Here is a 24,499-nt window from a genome sequence, read left to right as displayed (position 1 = left end):
ATTATACATTTTTTGACAAACGATTGCAAGATTAAAAAAATTGTGTATAATAAAATTAGATTTATAGGCTTAATTGGAGGTAATAGTATGAAAATTGTTTTGACCGACGCACAGACCGTTGTCGATGATCTTGTACCTGCCGACAGACTTTTCCAGTTCGGCGAGGTTGTGCAGTACGGACTGTTAAAATATGACGAAGTTGCGGAAAAAATCGCAGACGCAGATATGGTTATCTGCAATAAAACCCGACTTGACGAGGGTTCACTAAGACTTGCAAAGAATTTAAAATATATAGGACTTTTTGCCACAGGCTATAACAATATTGATATTGAGTATTGCAGAAAAAACGGAATTACGGTTTGCAACGCAGGCTCATATTCCACAAATGCCGTTGCTCAGCATACTTTTGCGCTTATTTTGGAGCATTACAGCAAGGTGAGAGAGTATGCAAAATTTGTTGCTGACGGAAAGTGGAAAAGGAGCAAAACTTTTTCGCCGTTTGTGTATCCGCTCAATGAGCTTGCAGGCAAAACGATTGGAATAGTAGGCTTTGGCAGTATCGGAAGCGCCGTTGCAAAAATTGCGCAGGCTTTTGAAATGAATGTGATTGCGTACAATCGCTCTAAAAAGCAGGCTGACGGAGTGGAGTTTGTGAGCTTTGATGAATTGCTTGAGAAAAGTGACATTGTAACTGTTCACTGTCCGCTTAACAGTGACTCCGATAAAATGTTTGGCAAAGAACAGTTTAGAAAAATGAAAAGTAATGCCTTGTTTGTAAATACCGCAAGGGGCGGTGTAATGGTGGAAAATGACCTTTACAACGCCTTGCAGAATGATGAAATCGGCGGTGCGGCAGTTGATACCTTAGTTGTTGAGCCAATGGAGGAGGACTGTATATTAATGCAGGCGAAAAACTGCATTATAACTCCGCACATTGCGTGGGCGCCTGTTGAAACCAGAGAAAGACTGATGGGCATTGTTGCCGACAATATGCGCTCATTTATAAACGGCAAACCGCAGAATGTTGTGAGCTGAGGTAACTATGGACGAAAGACTGAAAAAGCAATTTGACTTTATAAAAGAGATCGACAAGGAAAAGTTTATACAAAGGCAAACCTTGCTTACAGGCGGAGAGCGCAAGGAAAATGATGCGGAACACGCTTGGCATATGGCGCTTATGACAGTGCTTTTGAGCGAGTATTCAAACGAGAAAATAGATGTTTTAAAAACCGTAACAATGCTTTTACTGCATGATATTGTAGAAATTGACGCAGGCGACACCTACTGCTATGACGAAGAGGGCAAGAAAACTCAGCACGAAAGGGAGTTGAAAGCGGCTGAAAGAATTTTCGGACTTTTGCCCGATGACCAGTACGAAAAGCTGAAAGGACTTTGGATAGAATTTGAAAATGCCGAAACACCCGAGGCAAAATTTGCCCACACAATGGACAATGTTCAGCCTGTAATGCTCAATGACGCAACAGACGGCAAAATGTGGGCGGAGCGAAAAATAAAATTAAGTCAGGTGCTCGGCAGGCAAAAGAATACCCCAAAAGGCTCGCAAATACTTGCGGAGTATTCTTTTGATAATTTTATAAAGCCAAATGTTGACAAAGGCAGATTAATTGACGATACACAAAAAGACAGCTGAAAACCCCTTTCTTATCAGCGCTTTTATAATTGAATTTTGGCGGTAATTGTGGTATAATTATGACCGATAAATTTATAAAAGGGCGATATTCGTGGAGAAAAGCATTAAAAAAGAAGCATGGCTGCATTTTTGCGTAAGCTCAATCGGCGGCTTTATGGGAGCGTATGCAATCATAAATCATTGTGATTTGCTGGCATCATCGCAAACCTCAAATATGATACACATTGTGCATAACTTATTTGAGCCCGAACATTCTCTGCTTGTTTATATGCTGCTTGCCGCTTTTGTGTATGCCTGCGGCAATGTGACCTATGTGTTGCTCCATAAGTTTGTAAAGCTCGACACAAGAATAATAAGCCTTTGCTTAACCTCGGCTGCTTTTATACTTGTAAGCGTGCTTAATTTTGTAGAAAATTCGTACCTTGCAATGTTGCCGCTGTTTTTTGCCGCTCCTATTCAATGGAACGCCTATGCAGGTGACGCAGGCTATGGCAGTTCAACAATTTTTTCAACCAATAATATAAGGCAAACCGTAACCTCGCTTACATCTTATCTCATAGACGGCGACATAAAAATGAAACACAAGGCGCAGTTTTTCGGAATGACCTTGCTGTTTTTCCACATCGGAGTTGCACTTGCCAGCGTAACCGAGATTTTCTGGGCAAGAGAAAGCATATGGTGGGGATTTTTGCCGCTCACCGTATCAACGGTTTGCTGTATGTGGTATAAAGAGGTAAAAGTATTTTCATTCGGCAAAAAGTCGGAAGCCTTAGAGCCGCTCGCCGAGGAACAAGTTAATATTTGATAAATAATAATTTATAAAGAATACAAAAAGCCTTGCAGTTCAAAATCTGCAAGGCTTTTGCTTTGGGTTAGTTCATATTTGCAATAAGTCGCTGAATGTCGGTTGCATCGTTTATATCAATTACACCGTCCTGATTGTAGTCGGCAAGCATTTTTTGCTCATCGGAAAAATCTTTAGATTGAGAAATATACATTTGTAATTCCGTTACATCATTAACATTGATTACACTGTCTGAATTTACATCGCCTAAAAGAGTATTTAGCAATATTTCTCTTCCGATATTTGAATCATCAATCTTTCCTCCTATGCATGCAAGAAGATAATGAGCGTCTAATGTATTAATTTTACCGTCATTATTTACATCAGCAATTTGTTTATTCATTTTATTACCTCTAGTAATATTGTACATTAATAGTTCGACATCTTCCATGGTGATGTAACCGTCATAATTAATATCTCCTACTGTTGCTTTTGCATAATTCATATTGACGCTCATATCTAATTTATCGGATAATATGCCGTTGTCCGATGATACTACAATGTAATATGAACCGTTTGGCAAAGCAAATGAACAGTCGGCAGTTTCTATATTTTCTTTTGATAATACCAATTCGTCAGTATCTTTGTTATATATATTTACTTTGTATAATTTTGCATTTAATACTTGTTCCCATTCGAGAGTAATGGAAGTTTTTGTTTTATCAATATAGGTTTTAACTGTTGGTTTAACGGTGAAAGATACAGTGTTAGATTTTTTACAATTAAAATAATTTACAGCATCAACATATGCCTCATAATAACCCGGTTGTAATTGTATTTCTTTGGCTAATGTATTTTGAGGTATATTTGAATCAATATAATATGGTTCTCCGACAAGTTCTTTGCCGTTCCATATTTTTAAAGAATAATAACTTTCACCATATGTTTTAGTCCAATTAAAAGTGGTATTAGTTTTACTGTTTCCCGGTATTACCGAAAGAACTGCACTTTTTAGTTGAACATCATCTTGCCCGTAAATTGCAAAAATTTGTGCGGCTGTTCCATTGTATTCGTATAACTGAATATTACTACCGTCCGTAGTGCTTCCGCCGGTTAAATCCATAACACTGTTTATTGTACATTTTGGAATAAAAACATATCCGCCGTTTTCAGATGAAATATACCAATGTTGAGCAGTACTGTTATTATCACCGCATACTTGTATGTTTGTTCCGTTAGCAGAAAGGCAACAGTACACATCAAGATTATAACCTGTTTTTGTGTTTTTTATTTCATAGGTTGAATCGCTTTGTCTTTCAAATTTCCATAATTGATTGGATATTCCCTGTTCGGATTGAAGTGTTACATTATTGTCATCTGTTGAGCCGATTGGTTTCCAAGCATTTTTATTTAAAATAAGTGCGTAAAAATCTGTGCCTAAATTTTCAGGTCTGAATACTCTAAAATAAACTCTTGCAGAATCTTGATAGCTTACAGAATTTCCGGCTGTAACATATGCGCTGTAATTGCCCGGCTCATTTAAAACAAAACTCGGATTTGTACCAACACCTTGAGTAATTATTCGTGTGCCGTCTTTGTCAATACCAATTGTATAACCGTTTGCATTGTTTGCTCCAAGATTAAATGTTACAGTTGATCCGGCAATAAAAGTTGAACCGTTTACTGTTAACCAAGTTCCGTTGACGGCAGGAGTGTTTGATTGATAATTAGGTCTTACAAAAATAGCTTGACATTTTGTTCCATATTCATCGTAATATGATGTGTATTTATGAGTGCAAACTTGAGAGTAGTTATACAGCCAATAATTTCCGCTTATTGCAGTAGTATTATTTAGCATTATTCCAACATGCATTAGTCCACCGGTATTTGGATTTTTATAAAAGACTAAGTCGCCTTGTTCTGCATACGATACAGTGTAACCTCCGGCATTTAAAACAGCTGAATATAAACTCGAAACTAATCCATTAAATGGAATTGCCTTTTCTTGCCCGGCAATTTTTGCACAATCACTTACAAAATTTGCACACCAAGCCTCTGTATAACCTAACTGACCTTGAGTTTTATTATTTTGTGCTTGTGCTATATTTGCCATATCAACACTTGCTGTTCCTGACAAAGAATAGCCTGTAAAATTCCAAGATCTACTTTGTGTGCTTACTGGTTCATCTGCTATTTGTGCAGCATAAACATTTAATGAAAAAAATGTACTGCTTGCTACAATAAGTAGCGATAAAAAAATTAAACATAGATTTTTAATGTGTTTAGTCATAAAAGTTCCTCCTTATATACTTTTTACAAGTATTATTATAACATAAAGGTATAATTTGTCAACAATTATGTAATAATATTATACTTAAAAAGTATAATTTAAGGGGAAGATTTATGAATAGGATTGCTATGCTGAGAAAAGAAAAGGGATTGAGCCAGATTTCTCTTTCGCTAAAGCTTAATGTTTCTCAAAAAATGATTAGCGCTTACGAAAACGGAAAAAGCGAGCCGAGCATTGCAACTCTTATGCAAATGGCAGATATTTTTAATACCTCGGTTGATTATATAATCGGCTATACAAATGTCAGACAGCCAATAGACAAAACGGTGCAAATGTCCTTAACCGAGGACGAGTGCGACTTGCTGAGCGGTTATAGGGAGCTGTCGCAAAAGCAACAGAATATAGCAATCGGAATAATTATAGGATTACTAAACTCTAACCAAAACTAAAGGTCATATCTGCAAATACAGCAGATATGACCTGTTTTTATAAATCTTTAAATATGCAGAACTGCGGTTGCAATTCCAAAGTAGATTAAAAGCGAAAGTGCATCACAAATTGTGGTGATGAGCGGAGATGCCATTACGGCAGGGTCAGCACCGATTTTGTGCGCAACCATAGGCAAAAATGAACCTATGAGTTTTGCCATTATAATAGTACCGATGAGTGTAAGCGACACTACAAGTCCTATGAAAAAGGCATTTTCTTTTCCGTTTAAATCAAATATCATCAGCTTTATAAAGTTTGCAGCGGCAAGTGTGGCACCACAAAGAATAGATACCCTAAATTCTTTCCACAATACTTTAAATGCGTTGTTAAACTTGATTTCGCCAAGTGACAATGCACGAATAACAGATACCGATGCCTGCGAACCTGCGTTACCGCCTGTACCTGTAATCATTGGTATGAATGACGAAAGTACAATTACGCTTGCAAGCGCCGATTCAAAACTTGAGATAATGGCACTTGTGAATGTGGCTGAAAGCATAAGCACAAGCAGCCATGGAATACGCTTTTTGTAAATTCCGAAAACGCTTGTTTTCATATACGGTTTGTCGGAAGGCATTACGGCAGCCATTTTTTCAATATCCTCGGTTGCCTCTTCCTGCAATACATCAATAGCGTCATCAATGGTTACAATGCCGACAAGTCTGCTTTCGGTATCTACAACAGGGAGCGCAAGGAAGTTGTAGTTAGAGAACATCTGCGCAACCTTTTCCTGGTCATCAAGGGTATTTACGCAAATTACATTTTCCTCCATAATTTCTGACACAATAACATCATCGTCAGATAAAAGCAAGTCCTTAACACTTGTAATGCCAATCAGTTTAGAGTTATCATCTGTAACATAACAAATGTAAATGGTTTCCTTGTCTACACCTGTTCGTCTGATTCGTTTAATCGACTGCTCGGCTGTCATTTCGGGACGGAGCACAATGTACTCCGTTGTCATAATCGAGCCTGCGCTGTCCTCAGGGTATTTAAGCAGTTCGTTAATAGTTTTTCTTGTATCCTTGTCTGCCTGCTTTAAAATTCGCTTAACAACATTTGCGGGCATTTCCTCAACAAGGTCAACCACATCGTCAATAAAAAGCTCGTCAACAACTTCTTTAAGCTCTGTATCGCTGAATCCGTGAATAAGAAGTTTTTGAGTTTCGTCATCCATTTCTACAAATGTTTCGGCTGCAAGTTCCTTTGGCAGTATTCTGAAAAGCAGCGGAGTTTTTTCGTCCTGGAGCTCTTCAAAAATAGTAGCAATATCATATGGCTTGAGGGTTACAAGAATATCTCTCAGAGTGTTGAACTTTTTTTCTTCAAGCAGCACTCTTATGGTTTCGGTTATTCCAACCTTAACTGTTTCCATCATCTTTCCTCCTTTAGTCTTTTAGGGAGTAAAGACGAGCACCATATTCAGTTTATTTTATGAGCGACAAAAAACGAACGCAGCTGCGGTCATTTTGTCTGTTACAACTTCGCCCAGGTACTGCGCCTTTATTACCGTCTGCGTCCATTAATTTTTCACCCCAATTTCTAAAAATTATATTAGCGGAACATAAAATTCCATACATATTTATTTTAATTTATTTTGTATTTGTTGTCAATAATTTAAAAGAATTATTATTAGCATTTTTGTAGAATTACAATATATGTGTTTCACTTGAAAAGATAAATATTTGTTAGTATTTTGCTATCGGTTATTTTGAATTGTTGTTGACTTTTTTTGTTTACAATAGTATAATTTTATGTGATGAAAATGTGAATAACACATTTTTTAATATTTTTTAATAATAGGAAGGTGGATATGAAATGAATTGCCCTAATTGTAAGAAAGAAATTAACGATGACAGCAAATTCTGTATTTTTTGCGGAACAAATGTTCAGGCAGCGCAGCCAAAGGCTGAAGAAAATTCAAATCGGCAGGCTCAGTTTACTCAGCCTGTTCAGAATCAGCAGAACACAGAGCCTCAGCAGAATAATACAGTACCTCAGGCAAACAATGAAGTGCCTCAGCCAAACTTTCAGGCTCAGAATTACACACAGCAAAATATGAATTACGCTCCTGCTATGCAGCCTAAAAAGCCGAAAAATAAAAAGATGCTTATTGGTATTATCGGCGGTGCGTGTGCTTTGGTTGCTATCATAGTTGTAGCTGCTGTTCTTGTGGTAAATCACAAAACAAAAATTAACCTTAACGATTATATTAATATTGAATATGACGGCTACGATACATATGGCAGAGCGTCTATTGATTTTGATTCTGATAAATATTTTGAGGATTTGCAGAAAGCATCATCTTCATTTAAAAAGGTTTATATGTCAGAGGGTGCAAACAATTTATTGTCTTACTACTATGATATGATAGACAGCCTTGATTACAGCCTTGACAAAAACAGCGAGCTTTCAAACGGCGACACTGTTACTGTAAGTTTTGAATTTGATAATGAGGCAGCCGCAAAATTCAAAATCGAATATGTAGGCGAACCGACAGAATACACTGTTGAGGGACTTAAAGAGGTTAAAAAAATAGACCCATTTGATGGCATTAGAGTTGACTTTACAGGTACTTCACCTAATATAAGCGCTGAGGTTGTTAAAACAAAAACTGATGATGTTTACTCAAATATCTATTTCGATTTAAGCAAGAGCTACGGTATAAAAGTAGGCGATACAGTTACTGTTACTGTATCTAATAACCCGGAATATTTTGTTGAAGACTACGGTTACGCATTTACAGCTACATCTAAAGATTATACCTGCTCTGATGTAGACAAATATATTGATAAGGCAGCTGATATTTCAGACGATACTATGTCTACTATGAAAAAGCAGACAGAAGATGTTATTAATTCATATTTTGCAGGCGACAGCAAATATATAGGTGTGTCGGATCTTAAATTTGAGGGCACATATTTCCTTACAGAAAAAGTTGATAATTCATGGAGCTTTAACGGTACAAATCAGGTTTATGTTATTTACAGCGGCAAGGTGAAGAGCAACGAGGAGAAAAAGCAGTTTGATGAAACTACTGTTTATTTCCCTGTAAGATACGCTGACATTATAGAGTACGCTGACGGAACTCAGTATGTAGATACAAAGTATGCGTCAATTGAGGGTGAAACAACACTCAAGTATTCTTACTTTAGTTCTGTAAAGGGTTACACAGATAAGTCGGCTATGTATAATGATTTGGTAGTTGCACAGAAGGCTGATTATAACGAAGAAATTACTGAAGGACTCAAGTAATTTACGAAAAATAAAAACGGGGCTTAGTTTAAGCCTCGTTTTTTAATGCAAAGCAACAAATATTGCATATCTTCTTGATTTTTTATGAAATTTAGTTATAATAGTATGAGTATTATAATATATTATTTCGGAGGTTATTATGAACGGTTTAGTTAAAAAATATTTGCCATATGGTGTGGTAATCCTTTTGGTTTATTTGCTTGTTCCTATTATTTTTATTTCAAAGTCAATGCAGGGATTTTCAACAGTGGCATATTACTTTATTTTCCCAGCAACAGCAATAGTTTGTGCGGCCATGTATTGCTCTAAGTACGGAATGGACTTTTTGTTTACGCTTATTGCTCCTGTTGTGTTTATTCCAAGTATGCTTATTTACAACGGCGGTTTTCAGCTTACCAATATAATTCTTTTGGTAGCTTACCTTATTTCGGGTATTTTCGGTTTGTTTGTAGGCGACATTGCTTTTGGCGACAAGCGCAAAAAGGCAGAGGCAGAGGCAGAGGCAGAGGCTGAGGAAAGATTGCTTGAGGCAAAGCGCAGAAACGAAGAATTTGTAAATGAAAAGGCTGCCGAGGCAGAAACACCGAAAGCTGTAGAAACAACATACGATTTAAATGATGACGACGATGATTTTGATTACAGCAAATACGCTTCCACCGACAAAGTAGCCGATGAAAGCGAAATTGATGATATATTAAATGAATTCGGTTCTTCAAAAAATAATTAAATGCAATAGAGATTAGTATCCCACGCAGGAATGTACGGATGATGCCGCAAATATATTTTGTATTCAGTATTTATTCCCGAAATCAAAAGCGGCAGTCTGAAAATATCTTCAAATCTATGATACGCTGAAAAGTTGAGCTTTGGCTTAAACATTTTCAGCGTATTTTTCATACCCAAAATTGTTTCAAAGTCAGCACCCTCAACATCAGCCTTAACATAGGTGGCGGCTCTGCCGCACAAAATTGTGTCAACGGCGGCAACGGGTGTTTTGGTGCTGCTCTCGCTGACTATTGCACTGTTTCTGCCTGCTTTGTTGTTAAAGCAAAGCGTTGTGTTGTGACTGTATGCTCCAAGCTGCCAAAGCTCAAGGTTTTTCATATCTGCGCAATGCAGCTGTAATTTGCTGTAATTCTTTGCGTTTGGCTCAAGTGCGGTTATGTGCTTGTATTTTCCGTTTGTGTAATGCAAAAACTCGTCAATGGTATCGCCGTTGTATGCACCAAGGTCAACATAGGTTTCGCTTTCGCCGAGGGAAAGGAGAGAAAAAGCTTCGTCTTTGTCGGTAGTAATGTCATCGAGCAGGGTAAGCTCGCCTGTTTTGTAAAATTCAAGAATATTGTCAAAAACTTTTTTTGATAAATCATCGGCAAGCAAATTTCGAGCGCTTTTTATGCTATCGTTGTTATCACTCATAAATTTCTCGTCAAACAAAACCTCGCCGAATGCCGGCACACTCGGAACTATCACTTTATGCTTTTTGGCAATTTCAAAAATATTTTGCATAACATCGGGCAGTTGAGTGGCAAAGCAAAGTGCAATTATAAAATCTGAATACTCATTTTCAAAGTCACTTAGCTTTTTTACCGTAAATTCGTGAAAACTCTGACCTCTTACAAAATCATCGCTCGCCATAACGCCGCTTGCGGTTATTCCGTATTTTTTAAAAGCGGACAGAACTTTGTCTGCACCGTCACCCATTCCGTAAAGAATAATCGGTAAATCGGAATTTTTAAGATAATTCCATATATAATTTTTATTGATTTCCATTGTTTCACCTACAACAAAGCCACCGCAAAAAACGGTGGCTGAATTTTTATAATTAATAATAAGCAATTATACATTGAATCTGAAAAGAACTACATCTCCGTCTTTCATAACATATTCTTTGCCCTCGCTGCGAACAAGACCTTTTTCTTTTGCCGCTGTCATACTGCCGCAGGCGATAAGGTCATCATATGCAATAACTTCGGCACGAATAAATCCACGCTCAAAGTCTGTGTGAATTTTACCTGCCGCTTGTGGAGCTTTCGTGCCTTTCTTAATTGTCCATGCTCTTACTTCCTGCTTGCCTGCTGTAAGGTAAGAGATAAGACCGAGGAGTGAGTAGCACTCGCTGATAAGTCTGTCAAGACCGCTCTGCTCAAGTCCCATATCGGAAAGGAAAAGCTCTTTTTCTTCCTTATCCATTTCTACGATTTCTGCCTCAATTTCAGCGCAAATAGGGAGAACGCCTGCCTTTTCCTCGGCGGCAATCTTCTGAACTGCCTTGTAACCTTCGTTAGTATCAAGACCGTTTGAAAAATCATCCTCGCTCATATTTGCGGCATAAATTACAGGCTTTGTTGTGAGCAATGCCACATCAGAGAGCAAAAGTGCCTCGTCATCGTCACACTCTACACTTCGTGCAGGCTTGCCTGCCTCAAGTGCCTCAAGAACTCGTTTGTAAAAATCAATGTCTTTCTGATATTTTTTGTCGCCCTTGAGCATCTTTTGTGTTCTGTCAATTTTACGCTCAAGCATTTCAACATCAGACAAAATAAGCTCAAGATTGATAGTTTCAATATCTCTTGCAGGGTCAATAGAACCCTCTACATGAATAATGTCATCATTTTCAAAGCAACGAACAACATGAACGATTGCGTCACACTCACGAATGTTTGAAAGGAACTTGTTGCCAAGGCCCTCGCCCTTTGATGCACCCTTTACAAGGCCTGCAATGTCAACAAATTCGATTGATGCAGGGGTGTATTTGTCCGGGTCATACATTTCTGCTAATTTGTCAAGACGCTTATCGGGAACTGCTACAACACCGACATTCGGCTCGATTGTACAGAACGGATAGTTTGCACTCTGAGCGCCTGCGTTTGTGATTGCGTTAAAAAGTGTGCTTTTACCAACATTAGGTAAACCTACAATGCCTAATTTCATTATCTTTTACTCCTCAAAAATTAATTGGCATACTTGCCTAATCAATATTTTTATTGTATCATAATAATAAGTATATCACAATTTTTCGTGATAGACAACAGGGAAAGGTGATTATTATGGAAGAAAAAACTCTTACAAAATCAATAAAAGTAGAAGAAGAACAGCTTGCAGTATCAATGGGCAGCGGCGGACTTGCAGTGCTTGCTACTCCTGCCGTAGTGGCTCTTATGGAAAATGCGGCTTTTGAGCTTTGCGAGGAAATTTTAAATAACGATGAGCTTACAACAGTGGGTACTGCTATTTCAATAGAACACACAAGTCCTACTCCGCTCGGTGCAGAAATTTCCGCAACGGCTGTATTAAAGGAAAATGACGGAAGATTTTTTAATTTTGAAGTAAGTGCAAGTGACGCAAAAGGAATAATTGCAAAGGGTACTCACACAAGAGTGAGCGTAAAAGCAGATAAATTCCAAAAAAAGGCGGATGAAAAATTCAATGGTTAAGCACGAGTACATACTTTTTGACCTTGACGGCACTATAAGCAAAAGCGCTGAGGGTATAAGATATTCCCTTGAAAATGCAATAAAAGAAATGGGAAAACCCGTGCCCGATCTTAGCGATTATACATTATATATAGGCCCGCCGCTCCTTGATACATTTTTGAATGTATGCCACTTTTCAAAAGAGGAGAGTGTGCGTGGGGTTGAGGTTTACAGAGAAATTTACAACACAAAGGGAAAGTTTGTAAACACCGCATATGACGACGTTGAAGAATTGCTCGCTAAAATTAAGGCGGACGGCAAGAAAATTGCTGTGTGTTCGTCAAAATACGAGCAGTTTGCAAAGGAGATCATTGACATTCTCGGACTTTCTCGGTATTTTGATGCCGTTTGCGGTTCAAACCTTGAGGGCGACAGAAAGGACAAAAAAGACCTTATTCCGTATGCTCTTAAAGCGCTTGGCACTACCCTTGAAAAAGACAGAGAAAATGCGGTGATTATCGGTGACACTTTCTTTGACACAAAGGGCGCTGTGCAGACGGGCATTGATTTTGTCGGCGCAAATTACGGCTATGGTGACATTGACAAAATGATAGAGGCAGGCGGAAAAGTTTTTGCCGACACTCCGCTTGAAATTTATGATTTAATTTAGTGCAATTTAAGCCGTAAACTTTCATATACATATGTAAGGTATATGGAGGTTTTGAAATGTTTGTTTTACGATTAAAAAAGAAACGATTTATAATTGCATTGACCGCTGTTCTCACTGTAATTACCGCATTTTTGGTAATTATAAATGCAGATTTCACATCTGTAGAGGATAATATTGAAAAAAATTCAAAAATCTATTCTCTAAAAGCAGACAGTGCCGATGACAGGCTCGGATTTTTTAAACAGCTTGAGCTAAAGACAGGGCAGGAAACATCTGACGAAGTGGTAATTCCGCAAAATTTCAACAGCGTATATGACGAGTATAACGAAATTCAGAAAAGCAGCGGATTTGATTTGCTAAGTTACGCAGGCAAAACGGCAAAACGATATACATATAGTATTGATAACGGTAAAAAGGCTGTGATACTCGTTTATAAAAACCGCATTATCGGCGGTCACATAGCAAGCGGTATATACGGAGAAGAATATCTGCCTTTGATTTAGGCAGAAAGGATGGCAAAATGGACAGACTTGATAAAATTCTGGTTTCTCAGAATGTTGGCAGTCGCAAAGATGTGCAAAAACTCATTAAGGACGGCGCAGTGTGTGTAAATGGTGAGTGCATAAAGCAGCCGCAGCATAAGGTAAATGCTGTGGCAGATGATATTACCGTAAGCGGACAACCTCTTTTATACAGTAAATATGTGTATATTATGATGAATAAACCGGGCGGTGTTCTCTCGGCAAGCAATGACAAGAGGGCAGAAACGGTTGTTGACCTGTTGCCCGAAGATTTTAAGCGCCCCGGACTTTTTCCGGCAGGCAGGCTTGACAAGGATACCGAGGGTTTGCTCATTGTAACAAATGACGGAGAGTTTGCCCATAATATGCTTTCGCCTAAAAAGCATATTGAAAAAAAGTATATTGCTCGGCTTGACGGAATTATAACAGATGAAATGATAAGCGCCTTTGAAAAAGGTATAGTATTTACCGACGGTACGCACTGTATGCCGGCAAAACTTGAGATTGACGGTGAAGATCCGAGCAAAACAACGGCTGTTGTTACTATTTGCGAGGGCAAATTCCACCAGGTAAAGAAAATGTTTGCGGTATGTGGAAAAAATGTTGTGCACCTTAAACGAATATCAATAGGTGATTTGTATTTGGATAGCAATTTGCCCATAGGAGAGTGTAAAATGTTATCGGAATTAGATAAAATGTCAATCTTTATGGGCAAAATGCACTAAAATAGAGGGGCATTTTTTAACCGGTCGCTGAAATAAATAAAATAACGACTAAAATTTTAGTCAAAATCAGTATAGTAAAAAAAGCGCAAAAGTGATATATTATTAAGTGTAATAAAGCAAAACAGTATTTTCTCAATATAGATTTTCAGATTTTTGCTTCATCGGATTATTGGAGGTTTATAAAAATGGCAAATGTATCTTTAAGACACATCTATAAAATCTATGACGGCGGCGTTACAGCCGTAACAGATTTTAACCTTGAAATTGCAGACAAGGAATTTATTATTCTTGTAGGACCATCAGGTTGCGGTAAGTCAACTACTCTCCGTATGATCGCAGGTCTTGAGGATATCTCAAAGGGTGAACTTTACATTGGCGATATGCTCGCTAACGATGTTGCACCTAAGGACAGAGATATCGCAATGGTATTCCAGAACTATGCTCTTTATCCACATATGACTGTATATGATAATATGGCATTTGGTCTTAAGCTCCGCAAGATTCCAAAGGACGAAATTAAGAGAAGAGTTGAAGAGGCAGCTCGTATCCTCGGTATTGAGCAGTACCTCGACAGAAAGCCAAAGGCTCTTTCAGGTGGTCAGAGACAGCGTGTTGCCCTCGGTCGTGCTATCGTTCGTGATCCTAAGGTATTCTTACTTGACGAACCTCTTTCAAACCTTGATGCTAAGCTTCGTGCTCAGATGAGAACAGAGATTTCTAAGCTCTATCAGAGACTTGGTACAACATTTATCTATGTAACTCATGACCAGACAGAGGCTATGACAATGGGTACAAGAATTGTTGTTATGAAAGACGGTTTCATTCAGCAGGTTGATACTCCTCAGCACCTCTACGATATGCCATGCAATATGTTCGTTGCAGGATTTATCGGTTCACCTCAGATGAACTTCATTGACGCAACACTCAAGAAGGTTGGTTCTGAGTATGCACTTTGCTTTGACAAGTATCAGGTTATCGTTCCTTCAGAGAAAACTAAGGGCGGCGTGCTTGATCCATATGTAGGCAAGGAAGTAGTATTCGGTATTCGTCCTGAGCACGTTCACGATGAGCCTGATTTCCTCGCTAAGTGCACAAGCGACAACGGTGTTGTTGAATGTAATGTAGATGTTACAGAGCTTATGGGTGCTGAAATTTACCTCTATGTAAATATCGGCGGTATCCCTGTAACAGCAAGAGTTGAGCCTACTTCAACTGCTCATCCTGGTGACAGCGTTAAGGTTGCTTTTGAGCTTGATAAGCTCCACATCTTTGATAAAGAAACAGAGCGTACAATCATTAACTGATTTTTATATGTACTTATGGCGGAGCGAAAGCTCCGCCTTTTTGTTTGGATTTTGTCAAAAGCAGGACGAATTAGAGTGGTTTTTTACCAAAAGTGGGGTGAATTATGGTTCAGCTGACTTTCGGTCGGACAACAAAGTATAGCAAAAGCAAAACTCTCCGTCCCAAAGTTAAAAGTTTGGTCAACCTTTTCAGGTTCTTTGTCAATAGTTGTGGTAAATAATGCTTTAGCGCACAAAGCTTAGTTTAATAAATTTAAAATTTAGGTCAACCCTTTTTAAAGGGTTGCGGGTTTGGGCAGAGACCATAAAAAGTTTCCCTTACATTAAATTATCGGGCGCAAACAGCTTTGCTGTTTGCGTGCTAAGACAAATGTTTGAAAAACAGGCGATAGCATTTAAACAAGAATGATTAAAATAATGTACCGTCATTGCAATGCAATGGCAGTACAAATTATAAGAATATTTTTTTCTTGTTTCTATTGCAAATTTAGCGGCTTTCGCCATTGTGTTCAAGCCACCAAACGGCAAGCCGTTTGGCTGTTAATAATTTGCGATAGCTTAAAGCCTTTGTGGGCATTGCCCACACCCACAACCTTTAAAAAGGTTTACTAAACTTTTAATATTGTGGCGGATAGTCGGTTATTTTTTAACTTTGTTGCCAGACCGAAAATAAGCTAAACCGCAATTTGTAAAAATACCCAACTTTAGCAAAGAACATTTTTGCGTTTTAGTAGAAAACTTTGCACTGCTTGTTTTTATTGTAATTAGCTAAAAAGTAAAGGTTAAATTTGTTTAATATTGTTATCAATTTTGTAACCTTTTGCTGATTATGCAAAATCTATAAAAAAAATAAAGAAATTTGAAAATAGAGGTTGATTTTTTTCTCGTTTTTGTGTAATATGTATATAAGAGATATATTGTATTTTAAATATATTAATTCATTAGGCTCTTATTATAAGAATTTTTGCCGAAAAGGCTTGCTGTACAAAAAATTACAGACAGTTTGTGATTTTTGTATATTTACAGTTTTGCTGTCGGCGGAAATATGCCAGAATAATATGCTTACAATTATATGAATATTTGCTTAGAAAAAGAGGTAAATAAAATGTCAAACAGATTATTCCAGGGTATTGTTCACCAGATGAAAGATGCAATCGACAGAACAATTGGCGTTATTGATGAAACTTCTGTTGTTATAGCCTGCTCAGAGCTTGGTAAGATCGGTGAGGTAAACGAAAGCGTAACCTCAGAAACATTAAGCTCAACAGCTCCTTTTGTAATCAATGGCTATACATATAAGTCATTTGGCAGCAACGCTAAGTATGATTACGCTGTATTTGTTCAGGGTACTGACGAATATGCTCAGAAGTATGCACAGCTCCTTTCTGTTTCTTTTGCAAGCATTAAGCAGTATTATGATGAAAAATACGATCGCTCAAACTTTATCAAGAATGTAATTCTCGATAACATTCTTCCGGGCGATATCTATCTTAAGGCAAGAGAACTTCACTTTAACAGCGAGGTTTCAAGAGTTTGCCTTCTCATTAAAATTATTTCAAAAACAGATGTATCTGCATATGATATTATTCAAAATCTTTTCCCCGATAAGTCAAAGGACTTCGTTATCAACATTAATGAGTACGAAATTGCACTTGTTAAGGAAATTAAGGCAGATACCGAAAGTCGTGACCTTGAAAAGCTCGCAAGCTCTATTTCAGACACACTTTCAAGCGAGTTCTACACTCACTGCGTTGTAGGTATCGGTACAACCGTAACAGGCATCAAAGACCTTGCTCGTTCGTTCAAGGAGGCACAGAGTGCGCTTGAGGTTGCAAAGGTATTTGACACAGAGCGTACAATCGTAAGCTATGACAACCTCGGTATTGCTCGTCTTATTTATCAGCTCCCTACAACACTTTGCGAAATGTTCTTAAAGGAAGTTTTCAAGCGTGGTTCTATTGAGAGCCTCGATCAGGAAACACTCTTTACTATTCAGCGTTTCTTTGAAAACAACCTCAATGTTTCTGAAACATCAAGAAAGCTTTTTGTTCACAGAAACACTCTTGTTTACAGACTTGAAAAAATTAAGAAACTTACAGGCCTTGATCTTCGTGAGTTTGAGGACGCTATCGTATTTAAGGTAGCTCTTATGGTTAAAAAGTACCTTAACGCAAGCCCTGCAAAGTATTGATTTTAGCGAATTTAATATGGCTCTGCACTGTCGGCTTTCGGGGGTGCAGGCCATTTTGACTTTTTAGAATTAATTTGTCAAAATATTACAAAAAATTGTATTATACAACGCAAAATATACAGAATAAATGTATATTTTGTAATAAAGGTGAAATTTATGATAGATTTTAACAATGTATCTAAAACCTATCCGAACGGCACTCATGCGCTTCACGATGTATCTATTCACATCGACAAGGGCGAGTTTGCTTTTATAGTGGGTGCGTCCGGAGCAGGTAAAAGTACGTTTTTAAAGCTGATTATGCATGAGGAAAGTCCGTCATCGGGCGAAATCATTGTAAATAATCTTAATATAACCAAAATGCGCCGCAGAAAAGTTCCGTATCTTCGCCGCCACATGGGCATAGTTTTTCAGGATTTCAGACTTATTGACAAGATGAATGTTTTTGATAATGTTGCCTTTGCAATGCGTGCAATCGGTTCGAGCGCATCTTCAATCAAAAAAAGAGTTCCGTATATTCTTGAACTTGTCGGACTTAAAAATAAAATGAAAAACAAGCCAAGCGAGCTTTCGGGCGGCGAGCAGCAGCGTGTCAGCCTTGCAAGAGCTTTGGTAAATAATCCAGAGATTATTATTGCTGATGAGCCGACAGGTAATGTTGACCCGGAGATGTCACACGATATTATTCAGCTTTTGAGTGAAATTAACGATATGGGAACAACTGTGCTTGTTGTTACTCACGAACACGACCTTGTAAGACAGTTCAACAAGCGTGTAATTGTGATTGACCATGGCAGAGTAAAGAGCGACACTAAAAATCCTGAGGCTGCGCTTGCATTTGACGCAGAGTATGAGGATATTGACGAAATAATAGAGGGCATTGCACTTCATAGAGAAAATAATGATGCGATTGCCGAATAAGTTGTCGTTCCAAACCGAAAAGAAAGGAACATAATATGAGTGGCTTTGGCTATTTAATTAAGGAAGGCTTCAGAAGTATATGGAGCAACCGAATTATGAGTATTGCTTCAATATGCGTTTTGGTAAGCTGTCTTGTGCTTACCGGTGCGGCTGAGCTTATTTCTGTAAACATAGAAAAAGAGGTTGAGTCTGTCGGCAAAACCAATGAAACAACCGTTTATATTAAGGACGGAACATCTGACCTTGAGGCTGTTTACATTGGCAAAAACCTTGAGCAGCTTGATAATATTACTTCTGTAAAATTTTATCCAAAGGAAGACGCAATCAACGAATTTAAGGATTCACTTCCCGAGGCGGTATTTGAAAATGTAAACGGTGACAATAACCCGTTGCCGGACGCATACATAGTTGCAATGGACGATTTGTCTAAATATGATCAAACCATTGACGCTATTTTAAAGGTTGACGGTGTGGATTCTATTAATAACCGCAGTGAGCTTGCACGAAAGCTCACAGACATAAGCAACCTTGTAAGCTACATAAGCCTTGCGATTGTTGTTGCACTTACAATTATTTCTCTGTTTATTATTGCAAATACAATCAGAACTACAATGTATTCAAGGCGATTTGAAATCAGTATTATGAAATCTGTCGGCGCTACCAATGCCTTTGTTCGACTTCCGTTTGTAGTCGAGGGTATGGTGCTTGGTTTTATTTCAGCAGTTATCGGTACAGGCGTGCTTTATGTGGTATATGAGGGCGTTATGTCGGCAGTAAATTCATTCGTAAAAATTTCTACAATTCCATTTTCGGATGTTTGCTTGCAGGTCGGCGGTATCTTCATTATTGCAGGTATGCTGATTGGCGCATTTGGCAGCTTTATTTCAATGCGTAAGTATCTCAAGATGGAAGGCAACGAAATTCTCGGTTGGTAATAACAAAGGAGTATATTTAATGCGAATTTCTAAAAAAAGATTCAAAGCAGTGCTTTGTGCAATTCTCAGTATGTGTATTTTTGCATATTCGGCTTATCCTGTATTTGCTGAGGAGCAGGCTGCACAAGAGGCATCAACTGAGCAAACTCAGGCAACCACTATTGATCCTAACGATATTGACGCACTTGAGAACAGAAGACAGGAACTTCAGGCTCAGAGCGATAAATATCAGCAAATTCTTGAAAAAACAAAAGAAAATATTGCAGATCAGGAAGAATATGTTAATGCGCTTGTAAGCAAGGTGCAGGTTCTCGATGATAAAATCGAACTCAGCCATCAGAGCATTAATGAGCTTAACGGCAAAATTCAGGACAAGCAGACAGCTATTGATAACGCCAATAAGAGCATTGAAAATCAGATGAATACTCTCCGCAACAGACTCAGAAATATTTATATGGCAGGCAATACAACTGACCTTGAAATTATTTTCGGAGCAAAGAGCTTTTCTGATTTTCTTGATAAAATGGAGCTTGTAGAGGCACTCTCTGATTACGATAATAATCTTATCAATTCAATTCAGGGCGACCTTGAGAATATTTCTAAAGAAAAGGCAGAGCTTGAAAAGGATATGGATTCACTCGAGGCAGAAGAGGCAAGTCTTGAAAGCGACCAGCAGGAACTTAACAAAATTCTCGAGGAGAATAAAGAACTTTTGGCAGGACTTTATAAGACAAGCGATCAGGCGACAAGCGAAATTCAGAACGGCGCACTTGAAAGTGATGATATAGAAAAGGCTATTTCTAATTATTACGCTGAAAAGGCAAGACTTGAGGCAGAGCGTGCCGAGCAGGAAAGAAATAATAATTCAAACAGCGGTGGCTCATCAAGCGGCACTGTTCACGATGACCTTGAGGTTTCACCGTCAGGCTTTGTATGGCCTTGCCCGGGATATTACTATCTTACTTCCGAATGGAACGAGGACAGAGGCTCTTATAACCACGGTGCTATTGATATTGCCGATGCAGGCATTATGGGTGCAGATGTTGTGGCTGCTAAAGAGGGCGTTGTAATTGATTCTTACAACGGTTGTTATCACAACTGGGGCAAGGACGGTTCATGCGGCTGTGGCGGTGGCTACGGCAACTATGTAATGATTGCGCATGATGGCGGCAAGATGACAGTTTACGGTCACCTTTCAACTACTATGGTTTATACAGGTCAGCATGTTTATCAGGGACAGGTTATCGGCTTTGTCGGCTCAACCGGTCACTCCACAGGTGCGCATCTCCACTTTGAAACAAGACTTAACGGTGTTAAGTACAATCCTATGACAGAATTTCAGTCATAATTAATAATTAAAATCAATCCCTTTGCATATACTTAATAAAAAGTTATGCGGAGGGATTTTTTATGCTTACGGCACTGACTGTTAAAAAGCACGAACGAAGAAAAGGAATAAAAGGATTGGCAGACAGGCTCAGGCGTGACAGAGCCGTAGTGAAGATAAAACGGGCAAGGGGAGTGTACCTCAAGCATATTACATACATTTCATACGGCAGAAAGCCAAGGTTTGAAAAGCTCGAAAAAATCGTAGGCGACAGCAAAAACAGAATAATATGCTCGCCAAAAATTAAATTTGAAAGCGACAGCAAATTCAAAAGATTTGAAAATTCGGACTTTTCGGCAAGGCTCTGCACAAACCTTGCAATTTGCTTGCTTTCAATGTGCGATTTTACCGAAAAGCTGAAAATCGGAATTTATGACCTTGACGGGCGTGAAAGTGAATTTTTGCCGTATGTTATGAAATATTCCTCTGATGTAACGGTTGTTACGGATTGCCCGGATGTTTATTATGACGAAAACGAACTTGTTATGGAGAATATGGGCGCTTGCTCGGTGGTTACAAAAAGAACCGAGGAGCTTGAACATTGCCACCTGATAATTGCTCCGCACACGATTGAAAAAACATTCTCATCAAACGAAAACACTTTAATTTTGACAAACGGCAGACCAAAGGCAGAGCTGACAGGCGAGGTTTATTATAAATATTACTTTAAAATGCCAAATGGCTTTGACCGAATAAAACCGCAGGAACTCGAAACGGAGTATTTTTGTTCGGCTTTGTATTCACTCGGCAGGCAATATTCGCTCGGCTCAATAGTGCCTACAATGTGCAGTAATTTTTCCGCTACGCAAACAGTAAAATCGTTGTATGCAATGTTTGAAAGCCTTTACAAAAATTCCGCAAAATCGGCAGACGAAAATTAAATCATTGACAAAAGAAAAACAACGGGCAAGAATTACAGCCTAAGATAAAAAGGTACTGATATTAAAAATATTTAAGTAAAAACGGAGTCTGTATTCCTTTTTCTGTTGGGGCAATTTGTTGCCAATATTTTGCATTTTGCTTGACAATAGCACGAAAAAATTTTATAATTAAAAAGTATGTAAGAATTATAAAGAAATCATTTTTCTTATTGAAAGGACGATGTATAATGGCAGCAAAACAAATTATGCTTACAGCAGAAGATGTTAAAAAATACGAGGAAGAACTCGAATTCTTAAAAACCGAAAAACGAAAAGAAATTGCAGAGAAAATCAAGGTTGCCCGTTCTTACGGTGACCTTTCCGAGAACAGCGAATACGATGACGCTAAAAACGAGCAGGCTATTCTTGAGGCTCGTATTGCTACTGTTGAGGCTACTCTTAAAAATGCCGTTATCATTGATGAGAGCAACACTTCAAACGAGCATGTTCACCTTACCTCAGTTGTAAAGGTTGAGTATGTTACAAACGGCAGACAGCTTTCATTTAAAATCTTAGGCTCGGGTTCAAACGGAATTAACCCGAGAGAGGGCGTTATTTCTGATGAATCACCAATCGGCAAGGCACTTATGAACAGAAGTGTAGGCGATGTAGTCGAGGTTGAAACTCCCGGTGGTACACAGGGCCTTAAAATTTTAGAGATTTCAAAGTAAGCAGTGTTGAAAGGAAATATAAATAATGAGTGAGAAAAATCAGTCACAGAATACTGAAAACCTCGGTGACCTTTTAAAGGTCCGCCGAGAAAAGCTTGCGGCTCTTCAGGAGGCAGGCAAGAATCCGTTTGAAATAACAAAGTACGATGTTACACATCACAGCTCAGATGTAAAAGACAATTTTGATGAGCTTGATGGCAAGACTGTTTCTTTGGCAGGCAGAATTATGTCAAAGCGTGTTATGGGTAAGGCGTCTTTCTGCCATATTCAGGACTTAAAGGGCACAATTCAGGTGTATGTTGCAAGAGATAACATCGGCGAAGACAGCTATAAAGATTTTAAGAAATACGATATGGGTGACATTGTTGGCATAAGCGGCGAAGTGTTCAAGACCAAAACAGGCGAAATTTCTATTCACGCATCTTCGGTAACACTTCTTTCAAAGAGCCTTCAGATTCTCCCTGAGAAATTTCATGGCCTTACAAATACAGATACTCGTTACAGACAGCGTTATGTTGACCTTATTATGAATCCGGAGGTTAAGGATACATTCGTTAAGAGGTCAAAAATTATCAAGGAAATCCGTAACTTCCTTGACGAAAGAGGATTTATGGAGGTTGAAACTCCAATGCTCGTTGCCAATGCCGGCGGTGCGGCTGCAAGACCTTTTGAAACACACTACAACGCACTTGATGAAGATGTAAAGCTTAGAATTTCACTTGAGCTTTATCTTAAAAGACTTATTGTCGGCGGTCTTGAGAAAGTTTACGAAATCGGACGAGTTTTCCGTAACGAGGGCGTAGATACAAGACATAACCCTGAGTTTACACTTATGGAGCTTTATCAGGCATACACCGACTACTACGGTATGATGGATCTTACAGAGAGTATGTTCAAATATCTTGCAGAAAAGGTATGCGGCAGCTCTGTAATAACATATAACGGCATTGAAATCGATTTTGGCAAGCCATTTGAGAGAATCACAATGGTTGACTGTATCAAAAAGTATGCAGGAATTGATTTTGACGAGGTTAAGACAGACGAAGAGGCTAAGGCACTCGCAAGAGAAAAGCATATTGAATTTGAGGAGCGCCATACAAAGGGCGACATTGTAAACCTTTTCTTTGAGGAGTTCTGCGAAAAGAACCTTATTCAGCCAACATTCGTTATGGATCATCCGCTTGCAATTTCTCCGCTTACAAAGAAAAAGCCTGACGACCCTGAAAAGGTAGAGAGATTTGAGCTCTTTATCAACACTTGGGAAATGTGTAACGCTTACTCCGAACTTAACGATCCTATCGACCAGAGAGAAAGATTTGCTAAGCAGGAAGAGGCTTTTGCAAACGGTGACGAAGAGGCTAACCATACAGACGAGGACTTCCTCAATGCACTTGCAGTAGGTATGCCACCAACAGGCGGTATCGGCTACGGTATTGACAGACTTGTTATGCTCCTTACAGATTCACCTGCAATCAGAGATGTATTGCTTTTCCCGACAATGAAGACCCTCGGTGGTGTAAAATCCGAAAATGGTGTAAGTTCTAAAGAGGTTTCTACACCAAATTCAGAGCCGGAAAAAATTGATTTTTCTAAGGTAAAGGTTGAGCCTTTGTTTGAAGAAGATGTTGATTTTGATACATTCTCAAAGTCAGATTTCAGAGCAGTTAAGGTTAAAGAATGCGTTGCTGTACCGAAGTCAAAGAAACTCCTCCAGTTCACTCTTGATGACGGAACAGGCACAGATAGAACCATTTTAAGCGGTATTCACGCATATTACGAGCCGGAAGAACTTGTTGGTAAGACACTTATCGCAATCACAAATCTTCCTCCAAGAGCAATGATGGGCATTGACTCTTGTGGTATGCTTCTCAGTGCAGTACACGAAGAAGAAGGCGAAGAAAAGCTTCATCTCCTTATGGTAGATGACCATATTCCGGCAGGTGCAAAGCTCTATTAAGAAGTACCGTTTTACCTTACAAAACGGGATGTACTTCATTTGTGAAAAAGCTCTGAAAATACACAAATACACCAAATTTACACCAAATGGTGCTTGAAACGGTGCAGAGCCTTAAAAATCGCATATTTTAAAGATATATGGGCAGTTCCATTGCGGAATTGCCCATTTTCAGAAAGAAAAAGATAAATTGGTATTTATAAAGGAGAATATTGATGAAACTATTTTTATGTTCGCACTTTTCAAGTGTGGGAAGTCTGATAAAGGAAGAAATTGAAAATAAGAAAGTCGCATTTATTCTAACAGCTTCACTGCGTGAAGGCTACACCGGTTATGTCGGCTCGGCTCGAAAATTGTTCAAAAAGTTGGGAGCAATCGTAACTGAAATTGATATTTCAACGGAGGCTTATTCAAC

The 24,499-nt window shown here is 38.6% G+C and carries 23 protein-coding genes; 19 read left to right on the top strand and 4 right to left on the bottom strand.

Features of this window, described 5'->3' with window-relative positions:
* Positions 1-87 precede the first annotated feature (87 nt).
* The 3 genes from DXC23_RS08625 to DXC23_RS08615 all read left to right on the top strand — a co-directional run bounded on the left by DXC23_RS08625 (position 88) and on the right by DXC23_RS08615 (position 2,456).
* A complete protein-coding gene (locus DXC23_RS08625) occupies positions 88-1,035 on the top strand; it encodes a D-2-hydroxyacid dehydrogenase (RefSeq protein WP_117705710.1) in 948 nt (315 codons plus the stop codon).
* A 7-nt stretch (positions 1,036-1,042) separates the two neighbouring features.
* Positions 1,043-1,651, top strand: coding sequence for an HD domain-containing protein (locus DXC23_RS08620; protein WP_117705709.1), 609 nt, complete (start codon positions 1,043-1,045; stop codon positions 1,649-1,651).
* A gap of 91 nt (positions 1,652-1,742) precedes the next feature.
* Positions 1,743-2,456: a YoaK family protein gene (locus DXC23_RS08615; protein ID WP_117705708.1), complete on the top strand. Its 714-nt coding sequence runs from the start codon at positions 1,743-1,745 to the stop codon at positions 2,454-2,456.
* A gap of 67 nt (positions 2,457-2,523) precedes the next feature.
* Here the strand turns inward: DXC23_RS08615 and DXC23_RS08610 are convergent, their stop codons facing one another.
* Positions 2,524-4,725 (bottom strand): RICIN domain-containing protein, encoded by a 2,202-nt coding sequence (locus DXC23_RS08610; RefSeq protein WP_117705707.1) that lies wholly within the window; start codon positions 4,723-4,725, stop codon positions 2,524-2,526.
* A 113-nt stretch (positions 4,726-4,838) separates the two neighbouring features.
* On the opposite strand from DXC23_RS08610, the gene DXC23_RS08605 reads away from it, so the two are divergent.
* On the top strand, positions 4,839-5,174 hold the full coding sequence (locus DXC23_RS08605) for a helix-turn-helix transcriptional regulator (protein ID WP_117705706.1): 336 nt from the start codon (positions 4,839-4,841) through the stop codon (positions 5,172-5,174).
* 47 nt (positions 5,175-5,221) lie between these two features.
* On the opposite strand, the gene mgtE is transcribed toward DXC23_RS08605, so the two are convergent.
* The gene (gene mgtE, locus DXC23_RS08600) at positions 5,222-6,589 is read right to left on the bottom strand and encodes a magnesium transporter (protein ID WP_117705705.1); all 1,368 of its coding nucleotides are present in this window, start codon (positions 6,587-6,589) and stop codon (positions 5,222-5,224) included.
* A 443-nt stretch (positions 6,590-7,032) separates the two neighbouring features.
* Here mgtE and DXC23_RS08595 point away from each other — a divergent pair, with 443 nt between their 5' ends.
* Both DXC23_RS08595 and DXC23_RS08590 read left to right on the top strand, forming a co-directional pair.
* Positions 7,033-8,469, top strand: coding sequence for a zinc ribbon domain-containing protein (locus DXC23_RS08595; protein ID WP_117705704.1), 1,437 nt, complete (start codon positions 7,033-7,035; stop codon positions 8,467-8,469).
* A 139-nt stretch (positions 8,470-8,608) separates the two neighbouring features.
* Positions 8,609-9,196, top strand: a complete 588-nt coding sequence (locus DXC23_RS08590; RefSeq protein WP_117705703.1) for a hypothetical protein — start codon at positions 8,609-8,611, stop codon at positions 9,194-9,196.
* Here the strand turns inward: DXC23_RS08590 and DXC23_RS08585 are convergent.
* On the bottom strand, positions 9,193-10,242 hold the full coding sequence (locus DXC23_RS08585; RefSeq protein ID WP_147329134.1) for an FkbM family methyltransferase: 1,050 nt from the start codon (positions 10,240-10,242) through the stop codon (positions 9,193-9,195). The two genes, DXC23_RS08590 and DXC23_RS08585, sit on opposite strands and share 4 nt — an antisense overlap.
* Positions 10,243-10,308: 66 nt before the next feature.
* A complete protein-coding gene (gene ychF, locus DXC23_RS08580; RefSeq protein WP_117705701.1) occupies positions 10,309-11,403 on the bottom strand; it encodes a redox-regulated ATPase YchF in 1,095 nt (364 codons plus the stop codon).
* 116 nt (positions 11,404-11,519) lie between these two features.
* Between ychF and DXC23_RS08575 the strand changes: the two genes are divergently transcribed.
* From DXC23_RS08575 to DXC23_RS08510, 13 genes are all read left to right on the top strand, one after another.
* Positions 11,520-11,906, top strand: coding sequence for a hypothetical protein (locus tag DXC23_RS08575; protein WP_117705700.1), 387 nt, complete (start codon positions 11,520-11,522; stop codon positions 11,904-11,906).
* A complete protein-coding gene (locus DXC23_RS08570; protein ID WP_117705699.1) occupies positions 11,887-12,555 on the top strand; it encodes an HAD hydrolase-like protein in 669 nt (222 codons plus the stop codon). Before DXC23_RS08575 ends, DXC23_RS08570 begins: the two co-directional genes overlap by 20 nt.
* 56 nt (positions 12,556-12,611) lie before the next feature.
* Positions 12,612-13,058, top strand: a complete 447-nt coding sequence (locus DXC23_RS08565) for a DUF4830 domain-containing protein (protein ID WP_117705698.1) — start codon at positions 12,612-12,614, stop codon at positions 13,056-13,058.
* Between the two features lie 17 nt (positions 13,059-13,075).
* On the top strand, positions 13,076-13,801 hold the full coding sequence (locus tag DXC23_RS08560; RefSeq protein ID WP_117705697.1) for a pseudouridine synthase: 726 nt from the start codon (positions 13,076-13,078) through the stop codon (positions 13,799-13,801).
* A gap of 185 nt (positions 13,802-13,986) precedes the next feature.
* Entirely contained in the window at positions 13,987-15,105 is a 1,119-nt protein-coding gene (gene ugpC / locus DXC23_RS08555) for a sn-glycerol-3-phosphate ABC transporter ATP-binding protein UgpC (protein WP_117705696.1), read from the top strand.
* 1,105 nt (positions 15,106-16,210) lie between these two features.
* The gene (locus DXC23_RS08545; protein ID WP_117705784.1) at positions 16,211-17,296 is read left to right on the top strand and encodes a helix-turn-helix domain-containing protein; all 1,086 of its coding nucleotides are present in this window, start codon (positions 16,211-16,213) and stop codon (positions 17,294-17,296) included.
* 156 nt (positions 17,297-17,452) lie between these two features.
* Entirely contained in the window at positions 17,453-18,217 is a 765-nt protein-coding gene (ftsE, locus tag DXC23_RS08540; RefSeq protein ID WP_117705694.1) for a cell division ATP-binding protein FtsE, read from the top strand.
* Positions 18,218-18,252: 35 nt separating this feature from the next.
* A complete protein-coding gene (gene ftsX, locus DXC23_RS08535) occupies positions 18,253-19,152 on the top strand; it encodes a permease-like cell division protein FtsX (protein WP_117705693.1) in 900 nt (299 codons plus the stop codon).
* A 19-nt stretch (positions 19,153-19,171) separates the two neighbouring features.
* Positions 19,172-20,500 carry a M23 family metallopeptidase gene (locus tag DXC23_RS08530; RefSeq protein ID WP_117705692.1) on the top strand — a complete coding sequence of 443 codons (1,329 nt, stop codon included), beginning with the start codon at positions 19,172-19,174 and terminating at the stop codon, positions 20,498-20,500.
* 62 nt (positions 20,501-20,562) lie between these two features.
* Positions 20,563-21,420: a hypothetical protein gene (locus DXC23_RS08525; protein ID WP_117705691.1), complete on the top strand. Its 858-nt coding sequence runs from the start codon at positions 20,563-20,565 to the stop codon at positions 21,418-21,420.
* A gap of 227 nt (positions 21,421-21,647) precedes the next feature.
* Positions 21,648-22,130, top strand: coding sequence for a transcription elongation factor GreA (gene greA, locus DXC23_RS08520; RefSeq protein ID WP_117705690.1), 483 nt, complete (start codon positions 21,648-21,650; stop codon positions 22,128-22,130).
* Between the two features lie 25 nt (positions 22,131-22,155).
* On the top strand, positions 22,156-24,087 hold the full coding sequence (lysS, locus tag DXC23_RS08515; protein ID WP_117705689.1) for a lysine--tRNA ligase: 1,932 nt from the start codon (positions 22,156-22,158) through the stop codon (positions 24,085-24,087).
* A gap of 212 nt (positions 24,088-24,299) precedes the next feature.
* Positions 24,300-24,499, top strand: a 200-nt coding sequence (locus DXC23_RS08510) for a Type 1 glutamine amidotransferase-like domain-containing protein (RefSeq protein WP_158552531.1), incomplete at its 3' end; no start/stop codon positions are given.

The sequence above is a fragment of the Eubacterium sp. OM08-24 genome (genome assembly GCF_003438075.1).
Classification (GTDB): domain Bacteria; phylum Bacillota; class Clostridia; order Oscillospirales; family Acutalibacteraceae; genus Ruminococcoides.
The sequence above is the reverse complement of the archived record's forward strand: the minus strand, read 5'-3'. Positions and strand labels throughout refer to the sequence as shown.

Bases quoted from the DNA above. Each gene is read 5' to 3' on its own strand.
- DXC23_RS08625 (WP_117705710.1), top strand. From the start codon at position 88: ATGAAAATTGTTTTGACCGACGCACAGACCGTTGTCGATGATCTTGTA.
- DXC23_RS08620 (WP_117705709.1), top strand. From the start codon at position 1,043: ATGGACGAAAGACTGAAAAAGCAATTTGACTTTATAAAAGAGATCGAC.
- DXC23_RS08610 (WP_117705707.1), bottom strand. From the start codon at position 4,725: ATGACTAAACACATTAAAAATCTATGTTTAATTTTTTTATCGCTACTT.
- DXC23_RS08605 (WP_117705706.1), top strand. From the start codon at position 4,839: ATGAATAGGATTGCTATGCTGAGAAAAGAAAAGGGATTGAGCCAGATT.
- mgtE (WP_117705705.1), bottom strand. From the start codon at position 6,589: ATGGAAACAGTTAAGGTTGGAATAACCGAAACCATAAGAGTGCTGCTT.
- DXC23_RS08595 (WP_117705704.1), top strand. From the start codon at position 7,033: ATGAATTGCCCTAATTGTAAGAAAGAAATTAACGATGACAGCAAATTC.
- DXC23_RS08590 (WP_117705703.1), top strand. From the start codon at position 8,609: ATGAACGGTTTAGTTAAAAAATATTTGCCATATGGTGTGGTAATCCTT.
- DXC23_RS08585 (WP_147329134.1), bottom strand. From the start codon at position 10,242: ATGGAAATCAATAAAAATTATATATGGAATTATCTTAAAAATTCCGAT.
- ychF (WP_117705701.1), bottom strand. From the start codon at position 11,403: ATGAAATTAGGCATTGTAGGTTTACCTAATGTTGGTAAAAGCACACTT.
- DXC23_RS08575 (WP_117705700.1), top strand. From the start codon at position 11,520: ATGGAAGAAAAAACTCTTACAAAATCAATAAAAGTAGAAGAAGAACAG.
- DXC23_RS08570 (WP_117705699.1), top strand. From the start codon at position 11,887: ATGAAAAATTCAATGGTTAAGCACGAGTACATACTTTTTGACCTTGAC.
- DXC23_RS08565 (WP_117705698.1), top strand. From the start codon at position 12,612: ATGTTTGTTTTACGATTAAAAAAGAAACGATTTATAATTGCATTGACC.
- DXC23_RS08560 (WP_117705697.1), top strand. From the start codon at position 13,076: ATGGACAGACTTGATAAAATTCTGGTTTCTCAGAATGTTGGCAGTCGC.
- ugpC (WP_117705696.1), top strand. From the start codon at position 13,987: ATGGCAAATGTATCTTTAAGACACATCTATAAAATCTATGACGGCGGC.
- DXC23_RS08545 (WP_117705784.1), top strand. From the start codon at position 16,211: ATGTCAAACAGATTATTCCAGGGTATTGTTCACCAGATGAAAGATGCA.
- ftsE (WP_117705694.1), top strand. From the start codon at position 17,453: ATGATAGATTTTAACAATGTATCTAAAACCTATCCGAACGGCACTCAT.
- ftsX (WP_117705693.1), top strand. From the start codon at position 18,253: ATGAGTGGCTTTGGCTATTTAATTAAGGAAGGCTTCAGAAGTATATGG.
- DXC23_RS08530 (WP_117705692.1), top strand. From the start codon at position 19,172: ATGCGAATTTCTAAAAAAAGATTCAAAGCAGTGCTTTGTGCAATTCTC.
- DXC23_RS08525 (WP_117705691.1), top strand. From the start codon at position 20,563: ATGCTTACGGCACTGACTGTTAAAAAGCACGAACGAAGAAAAGGAATA.
- greA (WP_117705690.1), top strand. From the start codon at position 21,648: ATGGCAGCAAAACAAATTATGCTTACAGCAGAAGATGTTAAAAAATAC.
- lysS (WP_117705689.1), top strand. From the start codon at position 22,156: ATGAGTGAGAAAAATCAGTCACAGAATACTGAAAACCTCGGTGACCTT.